At 65.2% G+C, this 19811-nt stretch carries 16 protein-coding genes; 9 read left to right on the forward strand and 7 right to left on the reverse strand.

The genetic code is table 11. The features are described 5' to 3' along the window. The first annotated feature begins 2 nt into the window (after positions 1–2). Positions 3–1019 (forward strand): FecCD family ABC transporter permease, encoded by a 1017-nt coding sequence (locus ACI3K3_RS21210; RefSeq protein ID WP_404917332.1) that lies wholly within the window; start codon positions 3–5, stop codon positions 1017–1019. After that, positions 1013–1792 (forward strand): ABC transporter ATP-binding protein, encoded by a 780-nt coding sequence (locus tag ACI3K3_RS21215; protein WP_404917334.1) that lies wholly within the window; start codon positions 1013–1015, stop codon positions 1790–1792. Before ACI3K3_RS21210 ends, ACI3K3_RS21215 begins: the two co-directional genes overlap by 7 nt. A gap of 42 nt (positions 1793–1834) precedes the next feature. Here the strand turns inward: ACI3K3_RS21215 and ACI3K3_RS21220 are convergent, their stop codons facing one another. From ACI3K3_RS21220 to ACI3K3_RS21230, 3 genes are all read right to left on the reverse strand, one after another. After that, positions 1835–2833: a 4-hydroxyproline epimerase gene (locus tag ACI3K3_RS21220; RefSeq protein WP_404917336.1), complete on the reverse strand. Its 999-nt coding sequence runs from the start codon at positions 2831–2833 to the stop codon at positions 1835–1837. Positions 2834–2843: 10 nt separating this feature from the next. Continuing rightward, positions 2844–3758 (reverse strand): dihydrodipicolinate synthase family protein, encoded by a 915-nt coding sequence (locus tag ACI3K3_RS21225; protein ID WP_313436973.1) that lies wholly within the window; start codon positions 3756–3758, stop codon positions 2844–2846. Between the two features lie 318 nt (positions 3759–4076). Beyond that, complete coding sequence (locus tag ACI3K3_RS21230) at positions 4077–6293, reverse strand: TonB-dependent siderophore receptor (RefSeq protein WP_404917338.1); 2217 nt, start codon at positions 6291–6293, stop codon at positions 4077–4079. Positions 6294–6496: 203 nt separating this feature from the next. On the opposite strand from ACI3K3_RS21230, the gene ACI3K3_RS21235 reads away from it, so the two are divergent. Further along, positions 6497–7282 carry a helix-turn-helix domain-containing protein gene (locus ACI3K3_RS21235; RefSeq protein ID WP_404917340.1) on the forward strand — a complete coding sequence of 262 codons (786 nt, stop codon included), beginning with the start codon at positions 6497–6499 and terminating at the stop codon, positions 7280–7282. Positions 7283–7343: 61 nt separating this feature from the next. On the opposite strand, the gene ACI3K3_RS21240 is transcribed toward ACI3K3_RS21235, so the two are convergent. Beyond that, positions 7344–9608, reverse strand: a complete 2265-nt coding sequence (locus tag ACI3K3_RS21240) for an NADP-dependent malic enzyme (RefSeq protein ID WP_404917342.1) — start codon at positions 9606–9608, stop codon at positions 7344–7346. Between the two features lie 392 nt (positions 9609–10000). On the opposite strand from ACI3K3_RS21240, the gene ACI3K3_RS21245 reads away from it, so the two are divergent. Continuing rightward, entirely contained in the window at positions 10001–10468 is a 468-nt protein-coding gene (locus ACI3K3_RS21245) for an outer membrane protein (RefSeq protein WP_404917344.1), read from the forward strand. A 214-nt stretch (positions 10469–10682) separates the two neighbouring features. Further along, a complete protein-coding gene (locus ACI3K3_RS21250) occupies positions 10683–11090 on the forward strand; it encodes a hypothetical protein (RefSeq protein WP_404917346.1) in 408 nt (135 codons plus the stop codon). Between the two features lie 46 nt (positions 11091–11136). Here the strand turns inward: ACI3K3_RS21250 and ACI3K3_RS21255 are convergent, their stop codons facing one another. After that, complete coding sequence (locus ACI3K3_RS21255; protein WP_404917348.1) at positions 11137–11499, reverse strand: winged helix-turn-helix transcriptional regulator; 363 nt, start codon at positions 11497–11499, stop codon at positions 11137–11139. Positions 11500–11601: 102 nt separating this feature from the next. Here ACI3K3_RS21255 and ACI3K3_RS21260 point away from each other — a divergent pair, with 102 nt between their 5' ends. Then, positions 11602–12720, forward strand: a complete 1119-nt coding sequence (locus tag ACI3K3_RS21260; protein WP_404917350.1) for an NADH:flavin oxidoreductase — start codon at positions 11602–11604, stop codon at positions 12718–12720. Positions 12721–12754: 34 nt separating this feature from the next. On the opposite strand, the gene ACI3K3_RS21265 is transcribed toward ACI3K3_RS21260, so the two are convergent. Continuing rightward, positions 12755–14071 carry an MFS transporter gene (locus ACI3K3_RS21265; RefSeq protein ID WP_404917352.1) on the reverse strand — a complete coding sequence of 439 codons (1317 nt, stop codon included), beginning with the start codon at positions 14069–14071 and terminating at the stop codon, positions 12755–12757. A gap of 174 nt (positions 14072–14245) precedes the next feature. Here ACI3K3_RS21265 and ACI3K3_RS21270 point away from each other — a divergent pair, with 174 nt between their 5' ends. After that, on the forward strand, positions 14246–16009 hold the full coding sequence (locus tag ACI3K3_RS21270; protein ID WP_404917354.1) for a DUF4153 domain-containing protein: 1764 nt from the start codon (positions 14246–14248) through the stop codon (positions 16007–16009). A 4-nt stretch (positions 16010–16013) separates the two neighbouring features. On the opposite strand, the gene ACI3K3_RS21275 is transcribed toward ACI3K3_RS21270, so the two are convergent. Then, on the reverse strand, positions 16014–16808 hold the full coding sequence (locus tag ACI3K3_RS21275; RefSeq protein ID WP_404917356.1) for an alpha/beta fold hydrolase: 795 nt from the start codon (positions 16806–16808) through the stop codon (positions 16014–16016). Between the two features lie 87 nt (positions 16809–16895). Between ACI3K3_RS21275 and ACI3K3_RS21280 the strand changes: the two genes are divergently transcribed. Both ACI3K3_RS21280 and ACI3K3_RS21285 read left to right on the forward strand, forming a co-directional pair. Beyond that, the gene (locus ACI3K3_RS21280) at positions 16896–17792 is read left to right on the forward strand and encodes a LysR family transcriptional regulator (protein ID WP_404917358.1); all 897 of its coding nucleotides are present in this window, start codon (positions 16896–16898) and stop codon (positions 17790–17792) included. A 76-nt stretch (positions 17793–17868) separates the two neighbouring features. Further along, a complete protein-coding gene (locus tag ACI3K3_RS21285; RefSeq protein WP_404917360.1) occupies positions 17869–19719 on the forward strand; it encodes a diguanylate cyclase in 1851 nt (616 codons plus the stop codon). The last annotated feature ends 92 nt before the right edge of the window (positions 19720–19811 follow it).

Here is a 19811-nt window from a genome sequence, read left to right on the forward strand (position 1 = left end):
CCATCCCCCGGGCCATCCCCCCGTCCTTTCGGCGCCATCCGGCCCTGATACCGTTGCTGGCAATTGCGCTTGTCGCGGTGGCTTTCGTCTCGCTGGGCGTAGGACCGGTATCACTGGGATGGGGCCGGATCGCCGCCGCGTTAACCGATCCCGGCAACGATCGGGTGGCGCGCGCGATCCTGCTCGAACTGCGCCTGCCCCGCACACTTATCGGCCTGATGGTGGGCGCCATGCTCGGCCTGGCCGGCGCGGTCCTCCAGGGCTATTTGCGCAATCCACTGGCCGAACCCTCGGTTCTCGGTGCGTCCAACGCCTCGGCACTGGGAGCGGTCATAGCGCTCTACTTCGGGCTGTCCGAATGGCATCCGGTGATGCTGCCCCTGCTTGCCATCGCCACCGGCCTGCTCTCGATCGCCCTGCTGTTCGCCCTGGCCGGAAGATCTGAAAGCCCGCTGAGCCTGATCCTCGCCGGGATCGCGGTCTCGACGCTGGCCGGTGCCGGGATCAGCCTGGCGCTCAACCTTTCGCCCAATCCCTTCGCGGCCATGGAGATCATGTCCTGGCTGCTCGGCTCGATCGAGAACCGGGCGATGGAGCATGTCTGGATCGCCCTGCCCTGCGTGGCCATCGGCGCGGCATTGCTTCTGGCCAATCCTCGTGCGCTCGACGCCCTGTCTCTCGGCGAGGACGGTGCGCGCTCGCTGGGCGTCGACCTGCGCCTTACGCGCAACCGGTTGATGCTGGGCGTGGCGATCGGCGTGGGCGGCGCCGTGGCGGTATCGGGCGCCATCGGCTTCGTCGGCCTGATCGTGCCGCACCTCATCCGTCCTCTGACCGACCGCAGCCCTTCCGCCCTGCTCCTGCCGTCCATGCTGGGCGGCGCGGTGCTGCTGACCGCCGCCGACATTCTCGTGCGCCTGATCCCCACCGATGCCGAACTGAAGCTGGGCGTGGTGACGGCCTTCCTCGGCGTGCCGGTGTTTCTCTTCCACCTGCTTCGGGAACGCCGCCTGTGGTGACCATCTCCATCGAAAACCTGCATGTCCGCCTCGGCCGCCGCGAGGTTCTGCGCGGCCTTTCCGCTACGCTCCGGCCCGGTGCTCTGGTGGGGATCATCGGGCCGAACGGTGCGGGCAAGTCCACCCTGGTCCGGGCCATGCTCGGCCTCGCTCCCCTGGCGGACGGCACGGTCTGCGTGGATGGGGAGCCCCTTTCGCGGTTCCAGCCCCGCGATCTGGCACGGCGCGTCGCCTATCTGCCGCAAGGGCAGACCCTGCATTGGCCGCTTACGGTGGAGCGCCTCGTCGCACTCGGCCGCTTGCCGCATCTCGGCCCGATGTCGCGGATTTCAGAGGCCGACGAGGCCGCCGTGCAAGAGGCCATGGCCCGCGCCGACGTGACGGAGCTGGCCGCCCGCGTGGCGACCGAGCTGTCCGGAGGCGAACGTGCCCGCGCCATGCTGGCCCGCGCTCTCGCGGTCGGTGCCCCGGCGCTGGTCGTGGACGAACCGCTCGCCTCTCTCGATCCCGGTCATCAGATCGACGTCATGGACCTGCTCGCGCGCGAGGCGCATGACGGCAAGCTGGTCGTCGCGGTGCTGCACGACCTGACGATGGCGGCTCGTTATTGCGACCGGCTGCTGCTGGTGAATGACGGCGAACTCGTTGCCGACGGCGCGCCTCGGGACGTCCTCACGGCCGAGCGCCTTCGGGCGGTCTACGGCGTGACCAGCCACGTCGACATGGCCGGGCCGATGCCTTTCGTCATCCCGCTCGAACGGGCGGAACGCTGAAAACGGAAGAGGAGCACGCGGGCGCTCCTCTCCCGTGGGGTATCAGGTGACCTGGAAACCGGCCCAGAAGGGATCGGCCTGGTCGATCCAGATGGTGTTGAAGCCGGTGGCGATGGCCGAACCCTCGATCGAGGGAATGATCGCCGGCTTGTCGCCCAGCATGACTTCCTGCTCCACCCGGCCGATGAAACGGCTGCAGATGTAGCTTTCATGCACGAAACGCTCGCCCACCTTCAGGCGGCCGGTGGCGTGGAGGTGCGCGATGCGGGCAGAAGTGCCGGTGCCGCAAGGGCTGCGGTCGATCGCCTTGTCGCCGTAGAACACGGCGTTGCGGCCATCGGCGCCGTCATGTTTGGGCTTGTCGGCCCAGAGCACGTGGCTGACGCCGCGGATCGTGGAATCGAGCGGGTGTACCGGCTCGTACTTCGCGCGCACCGCTTCGCGAATGCGGCCCGAAAGCTCGACGATGCGCGAGGCACCGAGGTCGTCGAGGCCGGTGTAATTGCCCTGCGGCTCGACGATGGCGTAATAGTTGCCGCCGTAGGACACGTCGATGGTTAGCGGACCGATGCCCTCCACGTCCACCTCGATGCCGCGCTCGGCGACATAGGCGGGGACATTGGTGATGCGCACCGACGTTACTTTCGGACCTTCCGTCTCGTAGGCGATCTCGATCACGCCCGCGGGAACCTCAACGCGCAGCTTGCCCGGCGTGGCGGGCTGGATCAGTCCGTGCTCCAGGCCGAAGGTCACCATGCCAATGGTGCCATGGCCGCACATCGGCAGGCAGCCGGATGTCTCGATGAACAGGATGCCGATGTCGTTGGCGGCATCGGTCGGCGGATAAAGGAAACCGCCTGACATCATGTCGTGCCCGCGCGGTTCGAAGCACAGGCCGGTGCGAATCCAGTCGAAGCGCGACAGGAAATCCTGGCGCCGTTCGGACATGGAGGCGCCCTTCAACAGCGGAGCCCCGCCCGCCACAAGGCGAACGGGGTTACCGGCTGTATGGCCGTCGATGCAGAAGAAAGTGTGCCGCATCGACGCTCCCTTATGCTGCTGCCGCGACCGTCAGGTCGGGACGGGTAGCGGCGGCCTTTTCGACCATCGCGATCACCTGAGCGCGGCGTTCGCCCTCAAGGACGTAGCGCGGAGGCAGGACGCGCTCCGAACCGCGACCCATGACCTGTTCGGCCAGCTTGATCGACTGGACCAGATCGTGGTCGGCATCGAGGTGAAGCAGCGGCATGAACCAGCGGTAGATTTCCATCGCCTTGGCGTGATCGCCACGCTCGAAAGCCTTGACCAGTTCCACCGATTCCTTCGGGAAAGCATTGGTGAGGCCCGAAACCCAGCCCTGGGCGCCGAGGTAGAGGCCTTCGAGAGCCACGTCGTCGAGACCGGCGAACAGGGTGTAGCGATCGCCGAACTCGTTGCGGAAGTCGGTGAAGCGGCGGGTATCGGGGGCCGATTCCTTGACGGCGACGATGTTCTTCACGTCCACCAGGGCGGCAAGGACTTCCTTGTCGATCACGGTGCGGTAGGCTGGCGGGTTGTTGTAGAGCATGATCGGCAGGCCGGTCTGCTCGGCAACGCCCTTGAAGTGGGCGACGAGTTCGTGCGGCTTGGTCACGTAGACCATCGGCGGCAGCAGCATGAGGCCGTCTGCACCGGCCTTTTCGGCGGCCTGGGCGTAGCGGACAGCGCGGCGCGTATCGAATTCGGAAGTGCCGGTAACCACCGGAACGCGGCCGTTCACGGCTTCGACGATGGCCGAGAGAACCTGGACCTTTTCTTCGAATTCGAGCGAGTTGTTCTCACCCACGGTGCCGAGCGCGATCACGCCGGTTACGCCGTCGTTGATGAGATCGTCGACGACGCGCTGGGTATCGGCGAGATCGATCGACAGGTCCTCACGGAGCTGCGTCGTAACTGCCGGGAACACGCCCTTCCAACCAATTGCCATGTAACTTCTTCCTACTCTCTCTGAATTGAGATATCGTATACGATATTATGTAGTGCGCGACAATTGCAAAATTCGCACGCCTGCAATTCTTTTGAGCAAGCAAGGGCAACCGCACCAAGGATGGCACGGTCAAGGCAAAGCTGCGAGGTAATAGGGCAGCGAAAGATTGCGGAGCGATGATGCGCTCGACGCAGGGTCGCTGGCTTTCAGGAAGCGCCGTGATCCATCAGACGGAAAAGATGGCGCTTACTCGGGTATTGGATTTTCGCACGGATCAGAACGGTTTCCGGGGGAGCGTGCTCCCCCGGATGATTTGCCTCAGAAATGCCAGCGCAAGTTGGCGAGCACCCGGCGCGGCTGACCGTACCAGCCAGCGTTGAAGAAGCCGACGTTGCGATAATAGGTCTTGTCGAGCACGTTCGTGGCGTTGACGCCGATGCTGACATTGGGAGACAGGTCGTATCGCATGAGGAGATCGAGCAGGACGTAGCTGCCTTGCGAAACGGCGCCCGTGGCCGTCACGGGTTGGCCGTTGCTCTGGAACGCGCCGGTCGGGATCGGCATGGATCGGTAGATCCGGCTCTGCCAGGTTCCGCCTCCGCCCAGGGTCAGGGCACCGATCTTGTAGGTGGTGTTGAGCTTGGCCAGGTGCTGCGGCGTATCGGGCGAGAAGCGACTGCCGTCTGCGTTCTCGCTGTGCACATAAGTGTAGCCACCGGCGATGCGCCAGTCCGGCGTCACCGATCCCGCAACCTCCAGTTCCGCGCCCCAGGTCTTCACGCCGCTAACGGCGCGATAGGGCGACGTGCCGTCCGGAAAGGGATCCGCGCCCTGGATCAGTTCGGCGACATTGTCCTGCTTCATGTGGAAGCCGCTGACGGCGGCATAGAGGCGCTTGTCGAAGAATTCGCCCTTGAAGCCGAATTCGTAATTCGTGCCCGTCAGCGGGGCGAGCTGTTCGTAGTTCACGTCGCGCTGGGTCTGTACCGTGAAGACCTGGGCATAGCTCGCGAAAGCGGAGATCGACGAGGTCAGATCCCAGACCACCCCGGCGTAAGGTGAGAACTTGTTGTCGCCGGTCTTCGTCGTACGGGTCAGTTCGCCGGCAGTGGCCGCTGCCGTGCTGAAGGTCCGCGCCGTGGTATCGACATCGGTATAGCGGCCACCCAGGATCACCTTCAGCCCGTCGAAGGGATTGAGGCGAACGGCGCCGTAGAGGCTGGTCTGGCGCGTGCGGTCGGTGCTGGAGGGGAAGCCGCGATCGACCGTCGTCGGGCGCGGCACGTCGCCGTCCCAGGTAAAGATGCTGGGAAATGCCGTGTAGGTCACGCGGTTCACGGTGAAGCTCGGCAGGCCGTAGGCGGGCGTCAGCGTGGTGGCGACGTTCTCCAGCTCGCGGTCGTAGTGGTTGACGCCCAGCACCACCTCGTGCTCCCGGCCGAACAAGGCCAGCGGCCCGGTCGCATAGCCGTCGAACGAGTCCTCGCGCGTATGGGATATCCCATAGGTATTGACGACATTGAGGCCCAGCCCGGTTTCGCGGTTCGGGAAGAAGTTGCTGTTGGAGCCTGCGAACAACAGGCTCTCGGTGTCGGTCCAGCGGTGGTTGTAGGCCAGGCGCGCGACCCAGCGGCCGATCTCCTGCTCCAGCACCGCGAAGGCATTGGTGTTCTCGCGCTGCCAACGGTTCCAGCGCGCGGCGGCGCTGTAGGAGCGCGGCAGGTCGGTGCGCGATCCGTCGCTGAAGAACAGCGGAACCGCGCTCCAGGAGCCGCCCTTGCTGTCGGTGCTGAGATAGTCCACCCCGGCGCGCAGACGGGTGGTATCGGTGATGTCCGCTTCAACCACGCCATAGAGGCTGGGCGAGGTATCACGCTGGAAATCGAGGTAGCTGCCCCGGCTGGTATAGGCGGCAACGGCGCGGGCGCGGATCTTGCCGCTGGCGATGAGCGGCCCACCGACATCCGCCTCGGCGCGGACATAGTCCCAGGAACCGTAGTTCAGACTGACATTGGCCTTGAGATCCTGCGTGGGCCGCTTGCGGACGAGGTTGATCGTAGCCGAAGGATCGCCGGTGCCCGTGACCAGTCCGGCTGCACCGCGCACGACCTCGATACGCTCGAAGATCGAGGTATCCGGCATAACGCTGTTGCCGCTGGCGCCGACGTTGAAGTTGGAAGGAACGCCGTCCAGCTGGAAATTGGTGATCGTGAAGCCGCGTGCCTGGAACCGCGTGCGGTTGCTGTCGTATGACTGGACGGAGACGCCCGGCGTCTGTTCCAGCACGTCCTGTACGGTGATGAGGTTGAAATCCTCGATCCGCTGGCGGGTGATCACGGTCACCGATTGCGGCGTCTCGCGCAGGGTCAGCGGCAGCTTCGCCGCGGTATTGGTCGCGCCGGTCTGATAGCCGTCGGTCTGCCCGGTGACGAGAATCTCGCCCAGGCGATCGCCTTTGGCATCCGCCTCGCCGTCCGTCGTCTGCGCCTGAGCGCTTGCCGCCGCCAGCGCCATCAATGCGCAACCCGACGCCATGGCGCGCCTCATCGTTCTCAACATGTGTCCTCCGCTCGTTATCCTTCCGGCCAGATCAGTTCGCTGACGTATCGCTGCGATCTGCCCGCCGAGGTCGAGAGGCGCCCTATTTATCTTGAGAAGCATTCGCAATAATGTCAGAGGCGTTTGGCCCGATCGGTGCTTCTTTGGCCCAGCGTGCATGCAACGAAGGTCGATCCGCCATGAATGCCCCTGCCCCCGATATGCCGCCGGTCGAGATTCGCAGCCATGATCTGCCGCGAGACCGGACGATCGCGCCTTTCCATGGCCGACAGGCGAACGGCTACTACGATCCGCCCCACTCCCACGATCGGGCACAGTTCTCCTATCGCATCGAAGGATACTCGATCGTGCAGGCCGGCGGGCGCAGGATCTTCCTGGCTCCCGGACGCGGCGTCTGGATACCGGCCGGTGTAGAGCACGAAGTCACATGTCGCGGCCCGGCCGCCTACAATGCCTTCTACGTCGATATCGAAGCCGCCCCCCAGCCTGCCGAAGTGCGGGTGATCACCATATCCCCCCTGCTCCACGCCTTGGTGGAAGCCTTGCTGAAAGAAGCGGAAACCTCAAGCATCATGCGGCGACAATCGCTTTCAGACCTGGTGCTCGACGAGATCGGGCGGGCGCGGGACATCGGCGCGATCTCCCCGCTCATGCCCCGATCGCCGCGTTTGCGGACGATCTGCGACGCGCTCTATAAGAAACCCGCGCAGCCTCTGGACCTTGACGGTTGGGCGGCGCTTGCCAGCATGAGCCGTCGCACGTTCACGCGCGCCTTCCGCGAGGAGACCGGCCTATCGCCCGGCGAATGGCATCATCAACTGCGCATGCATCACGTGGACGGCTGGCTTGAGCGCGGCGTTCCGCTTCAGGAAGTGGCTTTTCGCCTTGGCTATGCCAATGCGGCAAGCCTGACGCGTGCCTATGTCCGCGCATTCGGAGCCCATCCACGCGCCGTAGCGCGATAACCCGCGCAGGAGCGGAAGGGCAACGGCGGCGTCAAGGGTTGCCTTGGCGCCGCCGATAGCCTCAGCCTTGGTCCAGCCCCGCAGCCGCTATGGCCGAGAGGTTGAGGATGCCGCGTGCCGTCACGCCCGGCGTCAGAACGTGGATCGGCTGCGAAAGGCCCATCAGGATCGGCCCGACGGTGGGCGAGCTTGACGACGCCGAAAGCGCGGTGAGCGTGATGTTCGCCGCATCGAGGTTTGGCATGACCAGCAGGTTGGCCGGTCCCTCGAACCGCGCATCGGGTACCAGGCGATCGCGCAGGGCCTGGCTCAGCGCGGCATCGGCGTGCATTTCGCCGTCCACCCGCAGGTCCGGCGCGGCGGCCTTCACGATATCGAGCGCCGCCCGCATCTTGCGCGCACTGGGACTGTGCGACGCGCCGAAGTTCGAGTGCGAAAGCAGGGCCACACGCGGACGCAAGCCGAAATGCTTGAGCTGGGTCGCGCCAAGCTGCGCCATCTCCGCCAGCTGTTCGGGCGTGGGGTCCGGCACCATGTGGGTATCGGTGATGAACAGCGCCCCGGCGTCCAGGATCAGGCCCGACAGCGCATAGACGCGGCTGCTGCCCGGCGCCCGGTCGATCACGCGAAGGACATGCTCGATCTGGCCCCAATACTCGGAACGTCCACCTACCAGCGCCGCATCGACACGACCGGTGCGCAGCATGAGCGCGGCCGTCAGCGTCGGGCGGCGATAGACATGACGCAGAATCTCGTCCGAAGGGACGCCCTTGCGCGAGGCGACCGCGCGGTAAGCCTCGACCAGTTCGGCCATGACTTCGTGGTCGGTTTCCGGATCGATCACTTCGACGTCGCGGTCCAGTTCGAAGCCCAGGCCGAGGTTCGGCAGCTTTTCTTTCAGGAGGCGGCGGCGGGCAACGATAGTGGGACGGGCGATGCCTTCGTCCAGCACGTCCTGAACGGCGCGCAGCACGCGCTCGTCTTCGCCTTCGCCGTAGACGATGCGGCAGCCGGAGCCGCGCGCCGCCTCGAACACCGGCAGCATGAGCTGGCCGGAACGGGTGTTCTGGCGGGTCAGCTTGCGCTTGTACTCGTCAAGGTCGATGGTCTTGCGGGCCACGCCGCTGGCCATCGCCGCCCTGGCGACGGCAGTGGCGATCTCACCGATCAGGCGGGGATCGAACGGCGTCGGGATGATGTATTCCGGGCCGAACACAAGCTTCCGGCCGCCATAGGCCTGCGCGACGCTGTCGTGCGCCGGAAGGCGAGCAAGCGCGGCAATCGCCTCGGCAGCAGCCGCCTTCATCTCCTCGTTGATGGCGGTGGCGCCCACATCGAGAGCACCGCGGAAGATATAGGGGAAGCACAGGACGTTGTTGACCTGGTTCGGATAGTCCGAGCGGCCGGTGGCGATGATCGCGTCCGGCCTGACTTCGCGCGCCAGTTCGGGCCGGATTTCCGGCTCCGGATTGGCCAATGCGAAGATCAGCGGATTGGGCGCCATCAGCGGCAGCCACTCCTGCTTGAGCACGCCGGGCGCCGAAAGTCCGAGGAAAAGGTTCGCGCCGGGCAGCACTTCGGGCAGCGAGCGCGCATTGGTCTCGCGGGCATAGCGCGCCATGTTCGGCAGCATGCCTTCGCGCCCCGAATGAATGACGCCGTCCTTGTCGGTCAGGGTGACGTTCTCGACCGGAAGGCCCATCGAGACCAGCAGATCCACGCAGGCCAGCGCCGCAGCGCCCGCGCCCGACGTGACGAGCTTGGCCTCTGCCAGGGTCTTGCCCTGAAGCACCAGCGCGTTGCGGACGGCGGCGGCAACGACGATGGCGGTGCCGTGCTGGTCGTCATGGAACACCGGGATGTTCATGCGCTCCTTGAGCCGCGCCTCGATGGCGAAGCATTCGGGAGCCTTGATGTCTTCCAGGTTGATGCCGCCGAACGTCGGTTCGAGCAGGGCCACGGCCTCAACGAACTTGTCGGGGTCGGTCGTGTCCACCTCGATGTCGAACACATCGATATCCGCGAACTTCTTGAAGAGGACGGCCTTGCCTTCCATCACCGGCTTCGAGGCCAGCGCGCCGATCGCGCCAAGGCCCAGCACGGCGGTTCCGTTGGAGATCACCGCAACCAGATTGCCGCGCGCGGTATAGTCCAGCGCCTTGTCGGGATCGGCGGCGATCTCCAGGCAGGGCGCGGCGACGCCCGGAGAATAGGCCAGGGCCAGATCCCGCTGGTTGACCATGCGCTTGGTCGGCTCGATGCGGAGCTTACCCGGCTGCGGATGAAGGTGGTAATCGAGGGCGGCGCGGCGGAGATTATCGTCCATGGCGGCACCTCATAAGCAAAGGATGCGCGCTTGCCTATGCCTTCTTGGCCAGCATCTTTTCCTCTCCTTGCAGAAGCATCCTTTTACAATTCCGCCCGGACGATGGCGGAAATCGGGGAGTTCTGGGCGTCGCGGCATTTCCTCCACCACTTATCCTCAAAATTCACCGGGTTTATCCACAGCTCAGTTTTGAACGCAGGATCGAGCGTCCCGCCATCGCCATCACCGCCGAACTCCGCAGGAAACCGCCTTTAAATAGCGAACCAACCCGTACGGTGCCCGGAAATCTGACTGTCATCAGAATGACTTGTTCACTTCGGTGCAAGGCCGCCCCGTCCAGTGGGTGGCTACCCCGGAAGAGGGCCGGGTTAGAAAGATACTGGAGTTTGAATATGCGTATTGCACTTGTTTCGCTCGCCGCAGTTGCTGCCGTCGCCGCCGCCTCGCCCGCTCTTGCGAACGAGACCCGCGTCGAAGCGCGCACCGGCGTGATCTGGGACGGTAGCGACAGCGAAGCCGTGGCGGGCGGCGCCATCGGTTACGACTACGATCTGAACGACAAGTTCTTCGTCGGCGTCGAAGGTTCGGCAGACAAGGTGCTGGCCGACAACACCCGCGTCTCGTGGGGCGTGGGCGGCCGCGCCGGCGTGAAGCTTACCCCGGCCACCAAGCTCTATGCCGCTTCGACCTGGCAGTCGAAGTTCTCCAAGTACGGCAACAGTGCCGTCGGCGTGGGTGGCGGCATCCAGCAGGATCTCGGCAGTCGGTTCTACGGCAAGGCCGAATACAAGCACCTGATCGTCGGCGACAACACGCCTGACGCAGACCTTGGCCTCGTCGGCCTCGGCATGAAGTTCTGATCTGACGACTTTCGTTCCGACTGGCATTGACGCCAGCCACCGAGGCAGGTCGGACGAAGATACGGAAAAAGGGCGGCTTGAACGAGCCGCCCTTTTTTATCGGCTCCTTTCGGTCCCGCACCCCGAACCCTGCAAGAGCGTTTCGCGAATCCGGTTTTTTCGATATCGATCAGCCTCTCGGGTGGGATTCCGACCGGATAACAGGAACTCATAGATGACGGACATCAGTTTGGGACTGGCGATCCTCGCCGCGGCAAGTGTGCCTGTCATCGCCGGCAGCGAAGAACCGCAGGCATTGACCGGCCGGGCCGCCGTCGAAAAACTCGCCGGGAATACCGTGGAGGAAGACGATACGCAGCTTCCGGGCGAGCTTGTGATCTTCCTCAAGCCGAACGGCATCGCGCGCATGCGCGAACACGGCGAAGGCCAGAAGGTCACGCAGCAAAAGTGGCGGATCAGCGAAGACGGATTGCTCTGCGTCTTCGAGAAACCCTCACAGGCAAACCACGACACCGAATGCGCCAGTATCTCCATCACCGGCGACCGTGTGGAGATGAGCGTGCCGGATCTCGACGAGCCGCTAACCGGACGGCTGCTGCCTGGAAATCCTTACAAGCTCTGAGACTTGAAACCGCATTTTCGGCCATAAGCGACCGACTTCATAAGTCCTAGGCCGCGCGCAGATCGAAGGCTTCGCGCGATCGTTCCACTTCGTCGAGATTGTCCAGCGTCCATCGGTAAAGCGCCTTGAAGGGCGCGTGGAGGGAGCGGCCCAGCGTGGTTATCTCGTACTCCACGCCGACCGGGGAACTGGGTATCACCCGGCGGGACAGCAGGCCATTGCGCTCCAGCTTGCGCAGGCACTGCGTCAACGCCTTCTGCGTCACGCCTTCCATGTGACGCTTGATCGCATTGAAACGCATCGGGCCGGGATCCAGCACGGTCAGGACCATCATCGACCATTTGTCGGCAATCTGGTCGAACAGTTGCCGGCTCGGGCAGCCGATGTCGAAATGCTGGCATTCGGGCAAGTGGTTTACTCCAGTATACCTAGGCGATTGAAGGTGCCTCATTGACGCTAGGTTTCCAGTTTATACCTAAGGGCCCTATCGTTTCAATGGAGACCTGCCTGCATGTCGGCACCTGATACCGAAGTCCTGTTCCGCCCGTTCAGCATCCGATCGCTCGACCTTCCCAATCGGATCATCATGGCGCCGATGACGCGCGGCTTCGCACCCGAAGGCATTCCCGGCACCCCGCAGGCCGCCTATTACCAGCGCCGGGCCGAAGGCGGCGTGGGTCTGATCCTCTCGGAAGGCACGGTGATCGACCGCCCCGCTTCGCGCAACATGGCGGGTATTCCCCTGTTCCATGGCGAAACCGCACTGGCCGGCTGGACGGACGTGATCGGCGCGGTGCACGCGGCGGGCGGCAAGATGGGCCCGCAGATCTGGCACACCGGCTCCACCGTCGGCCCGGACGGCTGGGATCCCGGCGTGCCGGTCGAAAGCCCCTCCGGCCTGCTCGCTCCTTCCCAGCCGCGCGGCGCAGCCATGAGCGAGGAGGACATCGCCGACACCGTGTCCGCCTTCGCCCGCGCCGCTGCCGCTTCCAAGCGGCTCGGCTTCGACACGGTCGAGATCCACGGCGCGCATGGCTATCTGATCGACCAGTTCTTCTGGTCCGGCACCAACGAGCGCGCGGATCGCTATGGCGGCGCCTCGATCCGCGAGCGGTCGCGCTTTGCCGGTGAAGTCGTTGCCGCCGTGCGCGAGGCGGTTGGTCCCGACTATCCGATCATCCTGCGCCTGAGCCAGTGGAAGCAGCAGGACTATCGCGCCCGCCTGGCCGAGACGCCCGACCTGATGGCGGACTGGTTGCAACCCCTCGTCGATGCCGGGGTGGACGTGCTCCACTGCTCGCAGCGTCGCTTCTGGGAGCCTGAATTTGCCGAGATCGACGGCGAGAACGGCCTGAACTTCGCGGGCTGGGCCAAGAAGCTCACCGGTGCCGCCACCATCAGCGTCGGCTCGGTCGGCCTTTCCGGCGACTTTATGGCCGCGTTCGGCGGCGAAAGCTCCACCTCCACCGCTCTGGACGGCCTTGTCGCGCGCATGGAACGCGACGAATTCGACCTGATCGCCGTGGGCCGCGCGCTTATCGCCGATCCCGACTGGGTCGCCAAGGTGCGCGAGGGCGAGACTGCCAAGCTGAAGGGCTTCGACGCCGCGACGCTGGGCGAACTCGTCTGACGATCTGGCGGAAGCGCAACCCGGCGCTTCCGCTTCATCCTTCCCGCGTGCGCCTCTGCGCGCGGAAACCGACCAGCGCCACGACCATCGAGCCCAGGCCGAGAGCGCCCATCACGCCGGGCACGTCCACACCCAGTGCAAGAAGGCCGGTGACGGCAAGCACGACCACCACCGTCACGGCGGCATTGACGATGTTGTTGGCGGCAATGATGCGCGACCGCTCTTCGGGCAGGCTATGCATCTGAAGCACGGCATAGAGCGGTACGACGAACATGCCGCCCGAAAAGGCGATCAGCACGAGATCGACGAGGATGCGCCAGGCGCTCGGTTCCGCCAAAAACTCTCGCACCGAAGCCGCTTCCCTACCGGCTGAAAAACCGCTGGTGGAAAGCCACAGGTCGATGAGCCCCAGCGCCAGCCCCAGGGCCGAGATCGGCACATAGCGGGTGGAGACCTGCCCGCCGAGCAGCCTGTTCACCGTCACCGATCCCAGCGCGATCATCACCGAGAAGATGACCAGGAACAGTGTGGCTACTTCTTGCTCCGCCCCCAGCGTGCCGCTGACGAGAGGTGCGAATTCCGATACGAGCACGGCCCCGGCCGCGAAGAACCAGCTGATGCCGAGAATGGGCAGCCAGACCTTGCCGTCTCCACGAGCGTGCCCGGCTCCCTGTCCTGCCTGCTCTTTCGACCCACGTGCCGTACGCAGGATATGCAGGGTTCCGCGCCAGACGTTCCAGTCGATCGGATGCTCGCCGCGCAGCGGCGGCGCAGGCGGAATGGCCCGTGCGGCAAGGTAGCCGGAGACGGCGACGCCCATGGCGATGAGCCCTGCGGTCCAGGCGGAAACCACCCCCGCCAGCAGCTGCCCGCCCAGGATCGCCAGGAAAGTCCCTGCCTCGAACAGGCCGGTTCCGCCCATGATCTCATGGCGCTCCAGATGTTGCGGCAGGATCGAGAATTTGACCGGTCCGAAGATCGTCGAATGCAGGCCCATCAGGAACAGGGCGACCAGAAGAGCCGGAATGACGTGGAACCAGAGGCCGTAGAGCCCGATCGTCATGATCGCCACTTCGGCCATTTTCACCCAGCGGACCAGTCTGGCCTTGTCGATCCGGTCGGCCAACTGTCCGGCGAGGGCCGAAAACAGGAAATAGGGCGCGATGAACACACCGCTGGCAATCGCGGCCAGCATCTCCGCCCGTTCGGGCTGCTCCGCGTAGATGCTGAAGTTCGCCAGGAACAGCATCGCGAACTTCAGCAGGTTGTCGTTGAACGCGCCCAGAAACTGGACGGCGAACATCGGCGCGAACCGTCGCTTGGTCAGCAACGAAAGGTCAGGTGCGGACATGGCATTTCCCCCAATCCGCCGATCGTTAGCGACTTTCCGTCGAAATGCCCGGAAAATCTTGCGATCGTTCAGGATCACGCGCAAACATTTCATGCCTGATCACCCACTTACGACCGCGCCGAGCGTCGGTTAGCGTATCCGGCCCTGGTCATCAGCGCGCGAAGAGGAACAGCGATGAACACCCCGCCCAGCCCCCAGGCGACATCCGCCGAAGCCCGGCACGATAGCGATTGGCCACTGCGCTCCTGGGGGCTGGCCCTTCTCGGAGGACTGGTCGGCCTGGCGATCTACTGGATCACCCGTCCCGATGGCGGCGGGCGTGATCTCGACCACATGCAAGCCCGCATGGCACTTGCCACATTCCTCGGCGTTGGCGCCCTGGTTTTCGCCTTCCTCGTGGAGCGCACGCGCATTCGCTGGAGCATCGCCGCCGCCGCCGTCGGAGCCGTGGTCGTGGCGCTCACGATCTACTGGAACGGTCCGTTCGGCGGCCGGCTTGGCGAGGAGCCGTGGCGCATCGTCTGCGCGGTGCTGGCCCTGGTCATCGCGGCGCCCCTGTTCCAGGCCTGGCGCGACGAACGGTATCGATCGCCCAGGAGCCGCTTCGCCGTTCCCTATCCCGACGCGCATGGCCATGCCTGGACCAATGTCGTGCTGTGGTGCTCGGCCTGGGTCTTCGTGGGGGTGACCTGGGCCATGGCGCTGCTGCTGGGACAGCTGTTCCGTCTGATCGGGATAGAAGTGCTGAGCAAGGCGCTGGAAAAGGAATGGATGATCCTGCTGCTCACCGGCGCCGCACTCGGCGCCGGGATCGGCCTTCTGCGCGATCGCGACGGCATATTGCGGCTCCTGCAAAGGGTGGTGACGACGATCCTCGCCGTGCTGGCTCCCGTTCTTGCGCTGGGACTGGTGATATTTCTGGCAGCGATCCCCTTCACCGGGCTTGCGCCCTTGTGGGATGCGACCCGCTCCACCAGCCCGATCCTGCTCGGCTGCGTGATCGGCGCATTGTCGCTGGCCAATGCCGTGATCGGTGACGTCGCCTCTCACGAAGCACGCAATCCCGTGCTGAGGGCCAGCGTTGCCGCGCTGTGCCTGGCCATGCTTCCGCTGGGCGTGATCGCCGCCATCTCCACCGGCATGCGCATCCAGCAACATGGCCTGACGCCGGACCGTCTCTGGGCCGTGGTGTTCACCGCCATCGCCTGTGCCTATGGCCTGGCCTATCTCGTCGTGCTGGCGCGCCGGCGCATCCACGCGGCGCCCGAACTGCGGGTTGCCAACTTGCGCCTTGCCTTCGCGCTCTGTCTCCTCGCCCTCGTGCTATCCACGCCGCTGGTCAGTTTCGGCGCGCTTTCCGCGCGCGATCAGGTGGCCCGTCTGGAAAGCGGCCGAACCGCACCCGATGCTTTCGACTGGCGCGCCCTGCGCTTCGATTTCGGCAGCGCCGGCGAGGCTGCCACCCGCCGGCTTACGGACAGTGGCCGAACGCCGCAAATCCGCGCCGAGGCCAGGAAAGCGCTCGATGCCAAGAACCGCTGGGCGATCGATTCTCCCGCGTTCGAGCGCAAGCGGCCGCCTTTCGATCCCAAGCGTCTCACGGTGATCCCGCAGGGAACGCCGCTGCCACAGGGTCTCTACGACAAGCTCATGGAATACGACGCCTGTTCGTTCGACGGCGCCTGCACCGTTCTCCATCGGGGCGGCAGCAGCGAGGCAGTCATCGTCACCGCTTCGCAAGCGGACCCGCTGGATACTGAAGGACGGATCATGGGGCAGCGCTGCGCGGGACCGGCCGGTGATGGACGCGGCTGCGCGCGAGCGCACCGAAGCCGCCCTGCGGGCCGGGAAGGTGGAACTGCGCGAGGTCACCCGCCGACAGGTCTATGTCGACGGGCAGCCGGTGGGAGAAAACTTCGAGTGATCCCGATGGCGTAACCGGTCAGGCTGCCTCGTTCAGGAGCCAGTTGCGCAGCAGGAAATTCACCTGCTCGGGATGTTCCAGCGCCGCCATGTGGCCGCAAGAGCCGATCATGTGGAAGCTGGAACCGGCAATCCGCTCGTGGATCTCGCGCGCATGGTCGGGCGGGGTGATGCGATCGCCCTCGCCCACCACGACCATCGTCGGCACGCCGATGGCTTCCAGACTGTCGAGCGAGGCGGGACGCGTCATGATCGCGTGCTGCTGGCGGATGAAGGCATCGCCGCCGACGCGGGAGGCCATGCCCCGCATCTCGTCGGCGACCGGCCCGACAGTGTGATCCGAGTGGACCAGATCGCCCAGCAACCGATGCGTGATGCCGACGAACTTACCCCGGCGCAGGGATTCGATCCCTGCCTGCCGCTGCCGCTGCCGCTCCGGCGTATCGCTGCGCGCGCTGGAATTGATCAGGGCGAGACGCGAAACACGCTCAGGCGCGCGCCGCATGATTTCGAGAGCGACATATCCGCCCATGGACAGCCCGGCGAGCGAGAAGCGGCGCGGCGCCGCAGCCAGGGTTCGCTCAGCCATCGCGCCGATCGTGTCGTCCAGCGTCAGGTCCGCGATCATCGGTGCGGCCACGTCGGCCAGCGCATGGACCTGGCCCCGCCAGAGCGCCTGGTCGCAAAGCAGGCCGGGAAGGAACACCACCGGCTCGAGCGCCGGAGCACGGTTTACCCCGTTCCATTCGCCGCGCAGCGGAACCGCCGATGCACTCGCCGTCATTTCACTCTTTTCGATCGCCAGACTTGCCATTTCGAATCTCCTGCCGCCGAAATGAGCTTGTGCACCTCATCTGTCCAATTCATGATGATGGCAATCTCGATACATTACAGGTATGACGTGGAACTTCGACACATTCGCTATTTCCTTGCCGTTGCCGAGGAGCGACATTTCACCCGTGCCGCGCAGCGCCTCGGCATCGGGCAGCCGCCCCTCAGCCACCAGATCAAGGATTTGGAGCGCGAGATCGGCACGCCGCTGTTCCATCGCATTCCGCAGGGAGCGGAATTGACCGAGGCCGGAAAAGCGTTCCAGGAAGTCATACGCAAGATCCCCGGCCTCGTGGCCGAAGCGGTGAGCGCCGCCCAGCGCGCCGCCACGGGAGAGACCGGCAGGATCCGCGTGGGCTTCACCGGATCGGCCGCATTCAATCCCCGCGTTCCCCAGGCGATCCGGGTCTATCGACGGCGCTTCCCCGACGTGGAACTGAGCCTCGCGGAACACAACTCCAACGGCCTGGTCGAAGGCCTGAAGAACGGCACGCTCGACGCCGCTTTCCTCCGCCCCGATGCGGTGGACAAGCAAGGGCTGCGGCTGTTCCACCTGGCCGACGAACCCCTCATTGCCGCTCTGGCCTCGGCCCGCATGCCGCATGGCGAACCGATCCGGCTGGAACAGCTTGCCGACGATCCTTTCATCCTGACCCCGCGCGCGCTGGGGCCCACCTTGTTCGATGCCACGCTGGAGGCCTGCCGTCTCGCCGGTTTCGAGCCCGTACTGGGTCAGTCGGCTCCGCAGGTGGCCTCGGTTCTGGCGCTTGTGGCAGCCGAACTGGGCGTGGCGCTCGTTCCGGAATCCATGCGCGATGCCTCGTTCAAGGGGGTGACCTATCACGACCTGCAAGGCAATGCGCCGAAAGTGGCCCTGGCACTGGCGATCCGCCACGACGAGCGTGCAGCGACGGTTGCCGCCTTCCTTGCGGAAGCGCGCTTCCCGTCCGAACCCGAGCCGGACTGAAAACGGCAGCCCACACGCGCAAACGGCGAAATTAGACGTTTACAGGATGCTAACCATATCCCAGTAGCCATGCCCCATGTTCCCGCCGCTCTCCAGACGACTTCGCCTGCCACTGCGCGAGGCCGTTCTGACAGCCACGACCTATTTCGTCTGTGCCGCGATCGCCCTGCAACTGACCCGCTTCGATGCCGGGATAGCTGTTGTGTGGCTGGCGGGACCGGTACTCTTCGCGCGTCTGTGCAGCACCCCGCGCCGGCATTGGATCGCCATTGGGCTCGCTTGCGCTCCGCTGGCATTCTGCGCTTCGATCCTTTTCGGGTTTCACGGACTGGTCGCCCTGCCGCTGTCGATGCTCTGCATCGTCGAAGCCTTCGCCGCCGCCTGGCTGGTGCGTCGCATCTACCCCCGTTTTGGCCGGTTCCAGTCGCTGGCCGAGGTCGGCTGTTTCCTCCTCGTCGCCGGGGCGCTTATACCGGCCATCACCGCTTTCGCTGCCGCCTATAGTACCCACGTCACGCAAGGCCTAGCCTATTGGCCCGCCTGGCGAGACTGGTTTGCAGGCCATGCGCTGGGCTTCATAACCTTCGCGCCGCCTCTGCTGCTGTGCCTGCGCGGCGAAACCCGCCAGTGGATCGCCTCGGCAGGGCGCAAGCGCATGGGCGAAGCGGCGGTGCTGCTCGGCCTCGTGCTCGTCGCCTCGCTGATCACTTTCGGGCAGAACGCGATACCCCTGGTGATCGTCCCCTTCGTGCCGACGATTGCCGCCACGCTGCGGCTTGGCCGCTTCGGAGCGGTGTCCTCCATCCTCATCCTGGTGACCGTCGGCCTCTCGTTGTCGCTCGCCGGTCGAGGTCCGACCACGCTGCTGGCAAGTCCGATGGCGGTCAAGTTCCAGGTGCTCCAGATCTACTTCGCCTCGGTCGTTCTCATCGTCCTGCCGCTCGCCGCCGAGCTGCGCTCGCGCCGTCGCCTGGTGGAGCGGCTCCATACCGCCGAAGCCCTGCATCGCGCCGTGCTGGACCGGATGAGCGACATCGTGGTGCGGGTCGGGGCCGACGGCCTGGTCCGCTATGCCTCGCCCTCGGCCTTGCAGGTTTCGGGCTACGCGCCTGCCGAACTCGTCGGTCGCTCGATGTTCGACCTGATCCTGCCCGAGGATGTTCCGGTCATCGACGAAGCGCGCGGCAAGGCCCTCGCCCACCCCGACGACGCGGCGATCGTCGAGTACCGGGTGCGCTGCAAGAACGGCGATATCGTCTGGGTTGAAAGCCACATTCGCGGGATCGTCGACGAAGACGGCCGCACGTCCGGCACCGTCAGCATCATTCGCGAGATTACGCGGAGACGTCAGCTCGTGGAAAACCTTACCGCGCAAGCGATGACGGACCACCTGACTGGCGCCTTGAACCGCCGCGCCTTCGATGAGGCGCTGGCATTGATGCTGGACGCGTCCGGGCCGGATGCTTCCAAGGCTGACACGCCCGACCAGCAGGCGACGGCGGGTTGCCTCGCCCTGTTCGATCTCGACCACTTCAAGCAGATCAACGACCGCTATGGCCACGCCACGGGCGATGACGTGCTGGTGCGCTTCGTGGCCATCCTGCGCGGCGCGGTCCGCGAGGGAGACCTGGTGGCCCGGCTCGGAGGCGAGGAGTTCGCCGCCCTGCTCGGCGGCCTGAGCCTCGATCAGGCCCATCTGGTCTGCGAGCGCATTCGCACGCGATTCGAGGAGGCGGCCGTCCGCGATCCTTCGGGTGCCCGCGTGGAGGCGACGGTCAGCATCGGGATCGCGCCCTTGTCTTCCGGGCAGGATGGCCGTGCGGTCATGGCGCTTGCCGACGATACGCTCTATCGCGCCAAGCAGGAGGGGCGGAACCGCACCGGCCTGCCGATTTTGCCCGGTTCCGAGCATCGCCGAAGCGCCTGAGCGGACTTTGCGGAAGAACGCCCGCTTGGCACTTGCACCAAGCCCGCGTCGGCTCCACAATGCTGCAATGCAAAATCCATTGAATACCGAAT

The organism is Novosphingobium sp. ZW T3_23, from assembly GCF_044987305.1.
GTDB lineage: Bacteria > Pseudomonadota > Alphaproteobacteria > Sphingomonadales > Sphingomonadaceae > Novosphingobium.

Bases quoted from the DNA above. Each gene is read 5' to 3' on its own strand.
- ACI3K3_RS21235 (WP_404917340.1), top strand. From the start codon at position 6,497: ATGAATGCCCCTGCCCCCGATATGCCGCCGGTCGAGATTCGCAGCCAT.
- ACI3K3_RS21250 (WP_404917346.1), top strand. From the start codon at position 10,683: ATGACGGACATCAGTTTGGGACTGGCGATCCTCGCCGCGGCAAGTGTG.
- ACI3K3_RS21240 (WP_404917342.1), bottom strand. From the start codon at position 9,608: ATGGACGATAATCTCCGCCGCGCCGCCCTCGATTACCACCTTCATCCG.
- ACI3K3_RS21270 (WP_404917354.1), top strand. From the start codon at position 14,246: ATGAACACCCCGCCCAGCCCCCAGGCGACATCCGCCGAAGCCCGGCAC.
- ACI3K3_RS21285 (WP_404917360.1), top strand. From the start codon at position 17,869: ATGTTCCCGCCGCTCTCCAGACGACTTCGCCTGCCACTGCGCGAGGCC.
- ACI3K3_RS21225 (WP_313436973.1), bottom strand. From the start codon at position 3,758: ATGGCAATTGGTTGGAAGGGCGTGTTCCCGGCAGTTACGACGCAGCTC.
- ACI3K3_RS21245 (WP_404917344.1), top strand. From the start codon at position 10,001: ATGCGTATTGCACTTGTTTCGCTCGCCGCAGTTGCTGCCGTCGCCGCC.
- ACI3K3_RS21275 (WP_404917356.1), bottom strand. From the start codon at position 16,808: ATGGCAAGTCTGGCGATCGAAAAGAGTGAAATGACGGCGAGTGCATCG.
- ACI3K3_RS21230 (WP_404917338.1), bottom strand. From the start codon at position 6,293: ATGGCGTCGGGTTGCGCATTGATGGCGCTGGCGGCGGCAAGCGCTCAG.
- ACI3K3_RS21220 (WP_404917336.1), bottom strand. From the start codon at position 2,833: ATGCGGCACACTTTCTTCTGCATCGACGGCCATACAGCCGGTAACCCC.
- ACI3K3_RS21265 (WP_404917352.1), bottom strand. From the start codon at position 14,071: ATGTCCGCACCTGACCTTTCGTTGCTGACCAAGCGACGGTTCGCGCCG.
- ACI3K3_RS21260 (WP_404917350.1), top strand. From the start codon at position 11,602: ATGTCGGCACCTGATACCGAAGTCCTGTTCCGCCCGTTCAGCATCCGA.